Below are 13302 nucleotides of genomic sequence, written 5' to 3' on the forward strand. Positions count from 1 at the left end.
GCCGACGCCGCGGCGGTCAGACGGTCGTGGTCGTCGCCCGGCGGCCGCTGCCCCCAGGGCCCCGGCCGCGGCGGCAGGCGGAGTGGACCGCCCAGCCGGCCCCCGCGCCGACCGCGTACCAGAGCAGGTCCGGGGCGTGGAACGACGTCCCGAGGACCAGGGGCGCCAGCCGGCTGTGGGCGGCGAGCCCGGCCGGTACGCCCGTCAGCTGGAACAGCTCCACCGCGCACGAGAACGCCAGCGCCGCCCCGGCCGCCGCCACCGGCCGCAGCCGGGGCGCGACCAGCACCACCAGCGCCACGGCCAGCACGGTGTACAGCGCGTCCCCGGCGTACGTCGTCCAGGCGCCCGTCGCCGCGGACCTGGCTCCCAGGCCCGCGGCGACGGTCAGCGCGGCGGCGGCGCCGGCCGCGAGCCGCGTGGGCAGCGTCCCGGCGCTCCCCGTCAGAAGTCCTCGTCCAGGTCGACGGAGCCCTCCACGGCCACCTGGTACGCGGACGGGCGGCGCTCGAAGAAGTTCGTCAGCTCCTGGACGCCCTGGAGCTCCATGAACGCGAACGGGTTCTCCGAGCCGTACACCGGGGCGAAGCCCAGGCGGGTGAGGCGCTGGTCGGCGACGCACTCCAGGTACTGGCGCATCGACTCGGTGTTCATGCCCGGCAGGCCCTCGCCGCACAGGTCGCGGCCGAACTGCAGCTCCGCCTCGACGGCCTCCTTCAGCATGTCCGTGACCTGCTGGCGCAGCGCGTCGTCGAAGAGCTCCGGCTCCTCCTTGCGGACGGTGTCGACGACCTCGAACGCGAAGTTCATGTGCATCGTCTCGTCACGGAAGACCCAGTTGGTGCCGGTCGCCAGCCCGTGCAGCAGGCCCCGCGAGCGGAACCAGTAGACGTACGCGAAGGCGCCGTAGAAGAACAGGCCCTCGATGCACGCGGCGAAGCAGATCAGGTTCAGCAGGAAACGGCGCCGGTCGGCCTGCGTCTCCAGCCGCTCGATCTTCTCGACCGAGTCCATCCACTTGAAGCAGAACTGCGCCTTCTCACGGATCGAGGGGATGTTCTCCACGGCGTCGAACGCGGCCGCGCGGTCCGCCGGATCGGGCAGGTAGGTGTCGAGCAGCGTCAGGTAGAACTGGACGTGCACGGCCTCCTCGAACAGCTGCCGCGAGAGGTAGAGGCGCGCCTCGGGGGAGTTGATGTGCTTGTAGAGCGTCAGGACCAGGTTGTTCGCCACGATCGAGTCGCCGGTCGCGAAGAAGGCGACCAGACGGCCGATCATGTGCTGCTCACCGGGGGTGAGCTTGGCGAGGTCGGCGACGTCCGAGTGGAGGTCGACCTCCTCGACGGTCCAGGTGTTCTTGATGGCGTCCCGGTAGCGCTCGTAGAAGTCCGGGTAGCGCATGGGGCGCAGGGTGAGTTCGAAGCCCGGGTCGAGCAGGTTCTTCTCGGTGTGGGGGGACGGCATCACTGACAGGCCTCGCAGGACTCGGGGTTCTCCAGGGAGCAGGCGACGGCGTCGGGCTCGGACACCTGCTGGGCGGGTACGGGGGCGGCGGCGGACGCCTGGGCGGCACGGGCGATCCGGGTCGCCGGGCGGGAGCGCAGGTAGTACGTCGTCTTCAGACCCTGCTTCCAGGCGTACGCGTACATCGACGACAGCTTGCCGATGGTCGGCGTCTCCAGGAACAGGTTCAGCGACTGCGACTGGTCCAGGAACGGCGTGCGGGCGGCGGCCATGTCGATCAGGCCGCGCTGCGGGATCTCCCACGCCGTGCGGTACAGGGCCCGCACGTCGGCCGGGACCCAGGTGAAGCCCTGCACGGAGCCGCTGGACTCGCGCAGCGCCTCACGGGTCTGCGCGTCCCACACGCCGAGCTTCTTCAACTCGTCCACCAGGTAGGAGTTGACCTGGAGGAACTCGCCGGACAGCGTCTCGCGCTTGAAGAGGTTGGAGACCTGCGGCTCGATGCACTCGTAGACCCCGGCGATGGAGGCGATCGTCGCCGTCGGCGCGATGGCGAGCAGCAGCGAGTTGCGCATGCCGACCTCGGCGACGCGGGCGCGCAGCGCCTCCCACCGCTCGGGCCAGGCCAGTTCGACGTCGTAGTGGTCGGGGTGGAGCACGCCGCGCGCGGTCCGCGTCTTCTCCCACGCGGGCAGCGGGCCGTGGCGCTCGGCCAGGTCGGCGGAGGCCTCGTACGCGGCGAGCATGATCCGCTCGGCGATCCGCGTCGACAGGGCGCGCGCCTCGGGGGAGTCGAACGGCAGCCGCAGCTGGAAGAAGACGTCCTGGAGGCCCATCGCGCCCAGGCCCACCGGGCGCCAGCGGGCATTGGAGCGGCCCGCCTGCTCGGTCGGGTAGAAATTGATGTCGACGACCCGGTCGAGGAAGGTGACGGCCGTGCGGACGGTCGCGTCCAGCCGCTCCCAGTCGATGGAGCCACCGGTCACGAAGGCACCGAGGTTGACGGAGCCCAGGTTGCAGACCGCGGTCTCGCCGTCGTCCGTGACCTCCAGGATCTCCGTGCAGAGGTTGGAGGAGTGGACCGTGTGGCCCGGCTCGGCGGTCTGGTTGGCGGTGCGGTTGGCGGCGTCCTTGAACGTCATCCAGCCGTTGCCGGTCTGTGCGAGCGTCCGCATCATCCGGCCGTACAGGTCGCGGGCCGGCATCGTCCGGCGGGCCAGGCCCTTGGCCTCGGCGGCGCGGTAGGCGGCGTCGAACTCCTCGCCCCACAGGTCGACCAGCTCGGGGACGTCCGACGGCGAGAAGAGCGACCAGTCGGCGTCGGCGTTGACGCGGCGCATGAACTCGTCGGGGATCCAGTGCGCCAGGTTGAGGTTGTGCGTGCGCCGGGCGTCCTCGCCCGTGTTGTCGCGCAGCTCCAGGAACTCCTCGATGTCCGCGTGCCAGGTCTCCAGGTAGACGGCGGCGGCGCCCTTGCGCCGCCCGCCCTGGTTGACGGCGGCGACGGACGCGTCCAGCGTCTTGAGGAACGGCACGATGCCGTTGGAGTGGCCGTTGGTGCCGCGGATCAGCGAACCGCGGGCGCGGATCCGCGAGTACGACAGACCGATGCCGCCCGCGTGCTTCGAGAGCCGGGCCACCTGGTGGTAGCGGTCGTAGATGGAGTCCAGCTCGTCCTGCGGGGAGTCCAGCAGGTAGCAGGAGGACATCTGGGGGTGCCGGGTGCCCGAGTTGAACAGGGTCGGCGAGGACGGCAGGTAGTCGAGGCGGCTCATCAGCCGGTACAGCGCCTCGACCTCGTCCAGGGCGCCCGCCGAAGGGTCGGCGGCCAGGCCGCAGGCCACCCGCAGCAGGAAGTGCTGCGGCGTCTCGACCACCTTGCGGGTGAGCGGGTGGCGCAGCAGGTAGCGCGAGTACAGGGTGCGCAGGCCGAAGTAGCCGAACCGGTCGTCCGCCGCGGGGTCGATCACGGCGTCCAGCCGGTCGGCGTGGCCCGCCACGAGCTCGGCGGTGCGGTCGGCGATGAGCCCCTCGCGGTGGCCGACGGCGACGGAGGCCGAGAAGCACACCGCGCCCTGACCGGCCGCCTCGTCGGCGATGGTCCGGGTCAGGAGCCGTGCGGCGAGCTTCGAGTACGCGGGGTCCTCGGCGATCAGTCCGGCCGCCGCCTCGGTGGCGAGCTCCCGCAGTTCGGCCTCGTCCGACCCGGCGTGCCGGCCGCGCAGGGCGGCGGCGGCGACCCGGCCGGGGTCGGCGTCGGGGAGGTCCGCGGTGAGGTCGGTCAGGGTCCGCAGCAGCGCGGTCCCGGGCGCGTCGACTTCGGTGGCTGAAGCCGGATCCGCTGGCGCGATGGTCACGTGGGGGCTCTCCCTCGCTCGGCTCGGGGTCCCGCGGGCGGGGGCGGGGGAGCGGGGCGCGCCTCACCCCGGGCACGGGGGCGTGCGAGACCGCGTCCACCGGCCCACTCCGCGAGGCCCGGACGTCTGGGCACCCGGGCCGGACGGTCCGGGCGCGCTGTCGGCAGGTCGTCGGACTCGCGGGTACGCGAAGGGCACACCGGTACACCGTTGCGGGACAGTTCCGGACTCTCACCGGATTCCCCTGCTGCGACAGCGAGGACGAGCATACATGTGGGGGGCACCCCTCACCGCACACCCCACATGTTGTGTCAGAGTGTCGGCGCGTACGCGAACAGTGGCAGCCCGGGGAGGGGCTCCGGCCGCGGCGGAGGGGTCCGCGCGGAGGTGCCGCGGGGGTCTCACCGGACCGGCGCGCGGACCCTCGGGAAGGGCCGGCGCGGGCGGACACGGGGGCCGACACGGGGCCCCGGGGCTCCCGCGAGCCCGCGAGCCCGCGGGGACGCGTGTGGCCGGGGTGGTGGGGCGGGGTCAGCCGCTGACGCCCACGCCGTTGTCGGGCGCCCCGTCACCCACGGGCGGCAGGTCCCCGCGCTCCACGGGCGCGCCGCCGGGACCGCCGTTGCCGGCCGTGCCGCCGGTGCGGCCGGTCCCGCCGCTGCCGGTCGTGGCTCCCGAGTCGCCCGTCCCGGGCGCGCGTTCGGGCAGTACCTCGGCCAACTCCTCGTCGGAGGCGCGGTGCGCCCGCTCGGCGGCGGCGCGCAGGGTGGCGCGGTCGACGGCGGCGCGGTCGGCGCTCACGCGGATGCGCAGCCCGCCCTCGACGCGCAGGTACTCGTGTGCGGTGTCCCCGGAGCGGTACCACAGCGCCCCGTCCGCTGCGCACGGCGCACCACCGGCCGCGCCCGCGCCGGTCGACGGGGCGGGCGCGGCCGACGGGGTGGCGGCGCAGCCCACGTCCTCCAGGCGGCCCCGCTCGACGCCGAGGGTGAGGGTGCCGCCGCCCTTCGAGACGTACGACGCGGAGAAGCCGTCGTCGCCGAGGACGCCCACCGACTGCTCGGCGAGGGCGAAGCCGGCGGCCTCGGTCACGTACACGTGCTCCGCCCTGGTCTGCAGGGCGGCGGCGCGGGCCTCCAACTCCGCCCGGTCCGGGACGGCGGAGCCGGCCACCTGCGTGCCGCAGCCGACGAGGAGCAGCAGCGGCGACGCCAGGGCGGCCAGGAGCGCCGGGGCGCGCCGGGGGCGCGGGGGGAGGGGCGTGGGCACCGGGCGTCGTGTCATGCGCACATCCTCGCCTACCGGCCCGGTACGCGGACGGGGGCCCCGGGGCCCTACCGGCCCGGTACGCGGACGAGGGCCCCCGCCGCCCTGCCGGGACGGTGCGGGGGCCCTCGCCGCCGGGCGGCCCGAGGTTCAGTGCCCGGTGCCGACCTTGGGCATCGTCCGGCGGACGCCCGCGTCGCCCACGTCGGCGGTGTAGTCGCCGGCGGTCGTCTCGTCGACGCCCTCCGGCGCCCGCACCGCCCGCAGCGCGAACGTGAGGACCACCGTGACCAGGAGGTTCAGCACGAAGGCGGTGAGGCCGATGTACCCGATCTCCCCGATGCCGGGGATCTCCGCAGACGAGCCGCCGAAGTGCTTCTGCGTGGGGCCGGCGACGTTGTACGCGGTCCACGTGCCGTACACCATGCCGACCGCCCAGCCGCCGAGCAGCGCCCAGCGGTGGAACCACCGGGTGAACAGGCCGCCGACCAGCGCGGGGAAGGTCTGGAGGATCCAGATGCCGCCGAGGAGCTGGAAGTTGATGGCGACCGTCTTGTCCATCGTGAGGACGAACGCCAGCGCGCCCACCTTGACCAGCAGCGACACCAGCTTGGACACCTTGGTCTCCTGCTCCGGGGTGGCGTCCGGCTTCAGGAAGTCCTTGTAGATGTTGCGGGTGAAGAGGTTGGCGGCGGCGATCGACATGATGGCGGCCGGCACGAGCGCGCCGATGCCGATGGCGGCGAAGGCGACCCCGGCGAACCAGTCGGGGAACATGTCCTCGAACAGCTGCGGGATGGCCAGCTGGCCGTTCTGCACCTTGATGCCCGCGGCGATCGCCATGAAGCCGAGGAACGCCAGCAGGCCCAGCATCAGCGAGTACAGCGGCAGGATGGTGGTGTTGCGGCGGATGACGTCACGGCTGCGGGACGACAGCGTCGCGGTGATGGAGTGCGGGTACATGAAGAGCGCCAGCGCCGAGCCGAGCGCCAGGGTCGCGTACGTCCACTGGCCGGCCTCGCCCGGCACCAGCGCGCCGCGCGGCTTGTCGGTCGCCGGGTTGACCTGGGCGTAGGCGTCGCTCGCGGCGCTGAAGATCGCGTCGAAGCCGCCGAGCTTGATCGGGATGTAGATGATGGCGACCGCGATGACCAGGTAGATGAGCGTGTCCTTGACGAACGCGATCAGCGCGGGGGCGCGCAGCCCGGAGGAGTACGTGTACGCGGCGAGGACGCCGAAGGCGATCAGCAGCGGGAGGTCCTTGACGAACCAGTGCGTGGACTCGCCGCCGCCGACGCCCATCACGTCCAGCACGGCCTGGATGCCGACCAGCTGGAGCGCGATGTACGGCATGGTGGCGAGGATGCCGGTGAGGGCGACCGCCAGCGACAGGCCCTTGGAGCCCCAGCGGCCGCGCACGAAGTCGGCGGTGGTGACGTAGCCGTGCCGGTGCGACACCGACCACAGGCGCGGCAGGAAGGTGAAGATCAGCGGGTAGACGAGGATCGTGTACGGCACGGCGAAGAAGCCGGCGGCGCCCGCCGCGTAGATGGCCGCCGGGACGGCGACGAAGGTGTACGCCGTGTACAGGTCCCCGCCGAGCAGGAACCACGTGACCCACGTGCCGAACGACCGGCCGCCCAGGCCCCACTCGTCGAGGCTCTGCTCGTTCTCGGCCCGGCGCCAGCGCGCGGCCAGGAAGCCCATGACCGTGACGAGCAGGAAGAAGAAGACGAAGACGGCGAGCGCGACGCCGTTCACACCGTCCTTCATCGCTCCGCACCCCCGTCCCGGGAGGCGCGGGCCCGCTGGTCACGGTGCCAGAGCCGGTACGCGAGCATGGTCAGCGCCGTGGACAGCACGACCCAGAGCATCTGGTACCAGTAGAAGAACGGGATCCCGATGAGCACCGGCTCCGTCCGGGCGTAGGAGCCCACCCAGAGCATCGCGACGAACGGGGCGACGAGGCAGAACGCGATCACCACCCGCACGGGGGTGACGACGGGTGGTTTCTCTTGCGACATCTCCGGCATACGGCGGCACCGTCCCCTCAAGATCAGCCGTGCGATGCGGTGAATCTAGGGGACGGCCCGGCGCGAGGGAACCCGTCGCTCGATAACGGTGTGACTGCGGAGGCGTGTGTGACGCGTGGGAATTCTGTGCCCGCCGTCGGGTCCGACCGGCCGGGCCTACTCGTCCCTCGGCCGCTTGAGCCGGGCCACGAACTTGTACCGGTCGCCCCGGTACACCGACCGCACCCACTCGACGGGCGCGCCGTCCTCGTCGATGGAGTGCCGGGAGAGCATCAGCATCGGCAGGCCCACGTCCGTGCCGAGCAGCCCCGCCTCGCGCGGCGTGGCCAGCGACGTCTCGATGGTCTCCTCCGCCTGGGCCAGCCGCACGTCGTACACCTCGGCGAGCGCGGTGTAGAGGGACGTGTACTTCACCAGCGAGCGGCGCAGCGCCGGGAAGCGCTTGGCCGACAGGTGGGTGGTCTCGATGGCCATGGGCTCGCCGCTGGCCAGGCGCAGGCGCTCGATGCGCAGGACGCGCCCGCCCGGCTGGATGTCGAGGAGCCCGGCGAGGGTGTCGTCGGCGGTGACGTAGCCGATGTCCAGCAGCTGGGAGGTGGGTTCGAGGCCCTGGGCGCGCATGTCCTCCGTGTAGGAGGTGAGCTGGAGCGCCTGGGAGACCTTGGGCTTGGCGACGAACGTGCCCTTGCCCTGGATCCGCTCCAGCCGCCCCTCGACGACGAGCTCCTGGAGCGCCTGGCGCACGGTGGTGCGGGAGGTGTCGAACTCGGTGGCGAGCGTGCGCTCCGGCGGCACGGGGGTGCCGGGGGGCATGGTCTCGGTCATGTCCAGCAAGTGCCGCTTGAGTCGGTAGTACTTGGGCACGCGAGCGGTCCGCGTCGCCGTCCCGTTCTCGGACGGGAGCGCCTTCCCGGGCTCCGTACCGCCATTGTGCGCGGCCATGGCCTGCCTCTCCGACTCCTGTGCTGTTGCCGTCACCGGCTCCTCCGTCTGTCGCGGCTCACATGGTGGCACGGACCGGTCACGGGTCGTCGCCCCTCCTCAGGTGTCGGTCCGATAACGGACGCAACAGCCCCTCTTATACACCCTTGACACCCCCAAAGGTCTAGGCCAAGCTCCGGGTTACTGGTCTAAACCATTAAAGATCAGGTCCCAGTCCCACGAGCAAGATGCGTCGTACGTCGCACGTCTCCGCGGTGGGCAGGGGTTGCAGGCATCCCTGAGGAGGGTGGCGTGAAGCGCAAGCTCATCGCGGCGATCGGCGTCGCGGGCATGATGGTCAGTCTCGCCGCTTGCGGCGGTTCCGACAACGGCGGCGACAAGGCGGGCGGCGCCAAGGAGCTGACCGTCTGGCTGACCGTCGACGCGCAGAACAACTGGCCGGACCTGGTCAAGGCGGCCGACGACGCGATCACCAAGAAGTACCCGGGCATCAAGATCAAGCACGAGTACTACGGCTGGCCCGACAAGAACACCAAGCTCGACGCCGTGCTGGCCACCGACAAGGCCCCCGACGTGGTCGAGATGGGCAACACCGAGATGATCGGCTACATGGCGAAGGGCGCCTTCGCCGAGGTCGACCCCGCGAAGTTCGAGAACTCGGACAAGTGGCTGGACGCCCTGAAGGAGTCCGTCACCTACAACGGCAAGACGTACGGCGTCCCCTACTACGCGGGCGGCCGCATCGGCACCTGGCGCAAGGACGTCGCCGCGGAGGCCGGCGTCAAGGCGGCCCCGAAGACCTGGGCCGAGCTGACCGCCGCCCTGGACAAGATCCAGGCGAAGAAGGGCGACAAGTTCAGCGCCTGGTACCAGCCGGCGCCGGACTGGTACGCCGCGATGTCGTTCGTCTTCGACGCCGGCGGCTCCATCGCCGAGCAGGACGGCGAGACCTGGAGGGCGAACCTCTCGTCGCCGGAATCCGTCAAGGGCCTCACCGAGTACAAGAAGGTCCTCGACGCCTACATGCACGGGGACAAGACGAAGGACGAGGCCGACCGCCCCGTCGTCTTCGGCCAGGGCAACGCGGGGACCGTCTTCGCCGCCGCGTGGGAGGGCGCCACCGCCGCCGACCCGAAGAACGACAAGGTGGGCGGCCTGAAGGACAAGCTGGAGAACTTCGTCATGCCCGGCCCGTCGGGCAAGAACCTCCCGGTCTTCCTGGGCGGCTCCGACCTCGCCGTGCCGGTCAAGTCGAAGTCCCGGGACGTCGCCACCGAGTGGATCGCCGCCTTCACCGGCCCCCAGGGCCAGAAGGGCCTCGTCGCCAAGGGCAACCTGCCCAACAACAAGGCCGACCTCGCCCCGCTGAAGGCCGACCCGGCGACCGCCGTCCCGGCCACGGCCGCCGAGTCCAGCTGGTTCGTCCCGACCGCGCCCGGCTGGGGCCAGGTCGAGAAGGGCCAGATCCTCAAGACGATGCTCGTCGAGATCGCCAACGGCAAGAAGTCCGTCGAGGCCGCCGCCAAGGACGCGGACGCCGCGATCGACAAGGTCATCAACACCAAGTGACCTGTGGGCGGGGCCCCGTCACCGCGACGGGCCCCGCCGGCCCGCACCACGAGAGGGATCGCTGAGGAGCACGGGATGAGTGCCGCTGAGACAACCACCGCGAAGGCGCCGCCGGTGCGGCAAGCGCCACCACCCGGCCCGGGCGCCGGACGCCACCCCGGGAAGCCGGCCGGGAAACCGTCGGCACCGGGCGCGAGGACCGGGGCGTCCGTCCCGTGGCTGCTGCTCGCGCCCTGCCTGACCGTCCTGGTCCTGGTCCTCGGCTACCCGCTGTTCCGGCTGGTGGCCCTCTCCTTCCAGAAGTTCGGGCAGCCGCAGCTGTGGGGCTTCCAGGAAGCCGAGTCCGTCGGCTTCGCCAACTTCGCCAGGATCCTCGGCGACGGCGAGTTCTGGGCCGTCGTCCTGCGCACGGTGGTCTTCGCCGGCGGCGCCGTCGTGCTGACCATGGTCCTCGGCATGCTCATCGCCCTGCTGCTGCAGCGGGTCTCGCCGTGGGTGAAGGCGCTGATCAGCGTGGTCCTCGTGGCCAGCTGGGGCATGCCGATCATCGTCGCCACGGCCATCTTCAAGTGGCTCTTCGACGCCGACTACGGCGTGCTGAACTGGCTGATCGACAAGCTCCCCGGCGTCGACATGATCGGCCACAACTGGTTCGCCAGCGGTCCCCAGGGCCTCGCCGTGATCATGCTGCTGGTCGTCTGGGGCGCCGTGCCCTTCGTCGTCATCACGCTCAGCGCGGGCCTCACCCAGGTGCCCAAGGAGCTGGAGGAGGCCGCCCGCCTCGACGGCGCCGGCGCCTGGGGCGTCTTCCGCTTCGTCACCCTGCCGATCCTCAAGCCGATCATCGTGATGCTGACGACCCTCTCCGTCATCTGGGACATGGGCGTCTTCCCGCAGGTCTACGTGATGCGCAACGGCCACCCCGAGCCGGAGTTCCAGGTGCTCACGACCTACTCGTTCGACAAGGCGTTCGTCGTGAACGACTACGGCACCGGCTCGGCCATCGCCCTCGTCACGGTCTTCCTGCTGCTCGGCGCGGTCGCCGTCTACATGCGTCAGATGCTCAAGATCGGAGAGGTGGAGTGAGCGCCAACGCCACGGCCGCCCCGGCCAACCCCGTGGCCCCGGCCGCCCCGACGGCTCCGGCCGCCAAGGCCCCCCGGACCGCCACCACCCGCCGCCGGCGCTCCGGCAAGCTGGGCTGGAACCTGCTGGGCCTGCTCGTCTTCGTCGTCCTCGGCTTCCCCGTCTACTGGATGGTGAACACGGCCTTCAAGCCGGCCAAGGACGCGATCGACCCGGACCCGCACTTCTTCCCCTCGACCTTCACGCTGGAGAACTTCAAGCGCGCCCTGGAGGTCGCCGACTTCTGGGGCCCCGTCGGCCGCAGCCTCGTCGTCTCCCTGGTCGTCGTGGTGATCGGCATCGCCGTCGGCATGCTCGCCGCCCTGGCCATCTCGCGGTTCGCCTTCCGCGGCCGCAAGATCGTGATCGTCGGCATCCTCGCGGTCCAGATGGTCCCGCTGGTCGCGATGATCATCCCGGTCTTCCTGCTCCTCAACGACCTGGGTCAGTACGACCGGATCACCGGCCTGATCATCACGTACCTCACCTTCATCCTCCCGTTCACGGTGTGGACCCTGCGCGGCTTCATCGTGAACATCCCGAAGGAGCTGGAGGAGGCGGCCATGGTCGACGGCTGCACGCGCACCGGCGCCTTCGTCCGCGTCGTCTTCCCGCTGCTCGCCCCGGGCATGGTCGCCACGTCGGTCTACGGCTTCATCCAGGCGTGGAACGAGTACCTGTACGCCCTGATGCTGATGAGCCAGCAGAACCAGACCGCCACCGTCTGGCTCGGGAACTTCATCACCAAGAACGGCACCGAGTACGCCCCCATGATGGCGGGCTCCACCATGATGGCCGTCCCCATCGTGATCCTGTTCCTCCTCGTCCAGCGCAAGATGGCCGCGGGCCTCACGGCCGGCGCAGTGAAGGGATGACCGGGCCCATGACCACACTCGTACGCGACACCGCGGACACGCTGACCCGCGACGCCCTCACCGTCCTCCAGCCCGGTTTCGTCGGCACGACGCCGCCCGACTGGCTGCTCCGGCGCGTCGCCGAGGGGCTCTCCTCCGTCGGGCTCTTCGGCCGCAACATCGCCACGCCGGAGCAGCTGACCGCGCTCACCGCGCGGCTGCGCGCCGAGCGCGAGGACGTCCTGGTCGCCATCGACGAGGAGGGCGGCGACGTCACCCGGCTGGAGGTCCGCACCGGCTCCTCCTTCCCCGGCAACCTCGCGCTCGGCACCGTCGACGACCCGGAGCTCACCCGGGCCGTCGCCCACGAGCTGGGCCGCCGACTGGCGGCCTGCGGAGTGGACTTCAACTGGGCGCCGTCCGCCGACGTCAACTCCGACCCGAACAACCCGGTCATCGGCGTGCGTTCCTTCGGCGCCGACCCGGAGCTCGCCTCCCGCCACACCGTCGCCTACATCGAGGGCATGCAGGCCGCCGGCGTCGCCGCGTGCACCAAGCACTTCCCCGGGCACGGCGACACGAACGTCGACTCGCACCTCGCGATGCCCCGCATCGATGTGGATCCGGACACACTGCACGCCCGTGAGCTGGTCCCCTTCCGCGCGGCCATCGCGGCGGGTTCCAAATCGGTGATGAGCGCGCATATCCTGCTGCCCGCGCTCGACCCCGACCGCCCCGCCACCCTGAGCCCGCGGATCCTCACCGGACTGCTGCGACGGGAGCTGGGCTTCGAGGGCCTGATCGTCACCGACGGCATGGAGATGCAGGCCATCGCGTCGACCTACGGGATCGAGCGAGGCTCCGTGCTCGCCGTCGCGGCGGGCGCCGACGCCATCTGCGTCGGCGGCGGCCTCGCGGACGAGGGGACCGTCCTGAGCCTGCGCGACGCGCTGGTGGCGGCGGTACGGAGCGGCGAACTGCCCGAGGAGCGGCTGGCCGACGCGGCGGCGCGGGTACGCGCCCTGGCGTCCTGGACCCGGGCGCACCGGGCCGGGGGGACCGGAACGGAGCCGGGCGCGGCTGTGCAGGAGGGGACCGCGCCCGGCACCGACATCGGCCTGGTGGCGGCGCGCCGCGCCCTGCGCGTCACGCCCGGAGCGGCGCCGTACGAGCCGCCCGCGGGCCCGGTCCACGTGGCGTCCTACGCGCCGGAGGCGAACATCGCCGTCGGCGACGAGACCCCCTGGGGCGTCGGCGTCGAGCTGGAGCGGCTCCTGCCGGGCACCCGGACGGGGACCTACGGAGCCGGGACCGGCGCCGCGGACGTGCTGCGGGCGGCGGGGGAGCGCCGGATCGTGGCCGTCGTGCGCGACGCGCACCGTCACGCCTGGATGAGGGAGGCGTTGGACGGGCTGCTCGCGGCCCGCCCCGACACGATCGTGGTGGAGATGGGCCTGAACCAGGCTCCGCCGCGCGGGGCGCTGCACATCGCGACGCACGGTGCGGCGCGGGTCTGCGGCATCGCGGCGGCGGAGGTCGTCGCGGGCGCGTAGCGCACGTGACGGAGGGGCCGGGCCCCCCCCGGGGGGCCCCCCCCCCCCCCAGGCCCCCGGGGCCCCCGGTGACAGGCGGCTCAAAGACCCTCCCCGGCCCGCGGGTTTGGGGGGGTGGGTGCGAACTAGACCGCGCGGT

11 protein-coding genes and 1 riboswitch are annotated in these 13302 nt (G+C 71.9%); of the genes, 4 read left to right on the top strand and 7 right to left on the bottom strand.

Annotation, left to right across the window (positions count from 1 at the left end):
• Positions 1 to 16 precede the first annotated feature (16 nt).
• From ACF053_RS12760 to ACF053_RS12790, 7 genes are all read right to left on the bottom strand, one after another.
• Positions 17 to 448 (bottom strand): ribosomal maturation YjgA family protein, encoded by a 432-nt coding sequence (locus ACF053_RS12760; protein WP_391954097.1) that lies wholly within the window; start codon positions 446 to 448, stop codon positions 17 to 19.
• Positions 445 to 1464, bottom strand: a complete 1020-nt coding sequence (locus tag ACF053_RS12765) for a ribonucleotide-diphosphate reductase subunit beta (protein WP_391953885.1) — start codon at positions 1462 to 1464, stop codon at positions 445 to 447. The genes ACF053_RS12760 and ACF053_RS12765 overlap by 4 nt, the downstream gene beginning before the upstream one ends.
• Positions 1464 to 3821: a ribonucleoside-diphosphate reductase subunit alpha gene (locus tag ACF053_RS12770; RefSeq protein ID WP_391953886.1), complete on the bottom strand. Its 2358-nt coding sequence runs from the start codon at positions 3819 to 3821 to the stop codon at positions 1464 to 1466. The genes ACF053_RS12765 and ACF053_RS12770 overlap by 1 nt, the downstream gene beginning before the upstream one ends.
• 146 nt (positions 3822 to 3967) lie before the next feature.
• A riboswitch (cobalamin riboswitch) is annotated at positions 3968 to 4131 on the bottom strand.
• Between the two features lie 221 nt (positions 4132 to 4352).
• Positions 4353 to 5105: a hypothetical protein gene (locus tag ACF053_RS12775; RefSeq protein WP_391953887.1), complete on the bottom strand. Its 753-nt coding sequence runs from the start codon at positions 5103 to 5105 to the stop codon at positions 4353 to 4355.
• A 132-nt stretch (positions 5106 to 5237) separates the two neighbouring features.
• Positions 5238 to 6860 (bottom strand): monocarboxylate uptake permease MctP, encoded by a 1623-nt coding sequence (gene mctP / locus ACF053_RS12780; protein ID WP_391953888.1) that lies wholly within the window; start codon positions 6858 to 6860, stop codon positions 5238 to 5240.
• A complete protein-coding gene (locus ACF053_RS12785) occupies positions 6857 to 7120 on the bottom strand; it encodes a DUF3311 domain-containing protein (RefSeq protein ID WP_058945426.1) in 264 nt (87 codons plus the stop codon). The genes mctP and ACF053_RS12785 overlap by 4 nt, the downstream gene beginning before the upstream one ends.
• Before the next feature lie 156 nt (positions 7121 to 7276).
• The gene (locus ACF053_RS12790) at positions 7277 to 8062 is read right to left on the bottom strand and encodes a GntR family transcriptional regulator (protein WP_391954098.1); all 786 of its coding nucleotides are present in this window, start codon (positions 8060 to 8062) and stop codon (positions 7277 to 7279) included.
• A gap of 291 nt (positions 8063 to 8353) precedes the next feature.
• Here ACF053_RS12790 and ACF053_RS12795 point away from each other — a divergent pair, with 291 nt between their 5' ends.
• From ACF053_RS12795 to ACF053_RS12810, 4 genes are all read left to right on the top strand, one after another.
• Positions 8354 to 9631 carry an extracellular solute-binding protein gene (locus ACF053_RS12795; protein WP_391953889.1) on the top strand — a complete coding sequence of 426 codons (1278 nt, stop codon included), beginning with the start codon at positions 8354 to 8356 and terminating at the stop codon, positions 9629 to 9631.
• A 75-nt stretch (positions 9632 to 9706) separates the two neighbouring features.
• Positions 9707 to 10717 carry a carbohydrate ABC transporter permease gene (locus ACF053_RS12800; RefSeq protein ID WP_391953890.1) on the top strand — a complete coding sequence of 337 codons (1011 nt, stop codon included), beginning with the start codon at positions 9707 to 9709 and terminating at the stop codon, positions 10715 to 10717.
• A gap of 110 nt (positions 10718 to 10827) precedes the next feature.
• Complete coding sequence (locus tag ACF053_RS12805; protein WP_391954099.1) at positions 10828 to 11631, top strand: carbohydrate ABC transporter permease; 804 nt, start codon at positions 10828 to 10830, stop codon at positions 11629 to 11631.
• A gap of 8 nt (positions 11632 to 11639) precedes the next feature.
• Entirely contained in the window at positions 11640 to 13163 is a 1524-nt protein-coding gene (locus ACF053_RS12810) for a glycoside hydrolase family 3 protein (protein WP_391953891.1), read from the top strand.
• Positions 13164 to 13302 lie beyond the last annotated feature (139 nt).

The sequence above is a fragment of the Streptomyces kanasensis genome, from assembly GCF_043077165.1.
In the GTDB taxonomy this organism is placed as follows: domain Bacteria; phylum Actinomycetota; class Actinomycetes; order Streptomycetales; family Streptomycetaceae; genus Streptomyces; species Streptomyces changanensis.

What these genes read in the sequence shown, in the direction of transcription:
- ACF053_RS12765 (WP_391953885.1), bottom strand. Translation starts at nt 1,464, where the DNA reads ATGCCGTCCCCCCACACCGAGAAGAACCTGCTCGACCCGGGCTTCGAA.
- ACF053_RS12775 (WP_391953887.1), bottom strand. Translation starts at nt 5,105, where the DNA reads ATGACACGACGCCCGGTGCCCACGCCCCTCCCCCCGCGCCCCCGGCGC.
- mctP (WP_391953888.1), bottom strand. Translation starts at nt 6,860, where the DNA reads ATGAAGGACGGTGTGAACGGCGTCGCGCTCGCCGTCTTCGTCTTCTTC.
- ACF053_RS12785 (WP_058945426.1), bottom strand. Translation starts at nt 7,120, where the DNA reads ATGCCGGAGATGTCGCAAGAGAAACCACCCGTCGTCACCCCCGTGCGG.
- ACF053_RS12790 (WP_391954098.1), bottom strand. Translation starts at nt 8,062, where the DNA reads ATGGCCGCGCACAATGGCGGTACGGAGCCCGGGAAGGCGCTCCCGTCC.
- ACF053_RS12800 (WP_391953890.1), top strand. Translation starts at nt 9,707, where the DNA reads ATGAGTGCCGCTGAGACAACCACCGCGAAGGCGCCGCCGGTGCGGCAA.
- ACF053_RS12810 (WP_391953891.1), top strand. Translation starts at nt 11,640, where the DNA reads ATGACCACACTCGTACGCGACACCGCGGACACGCTGACCCGCGACGCC.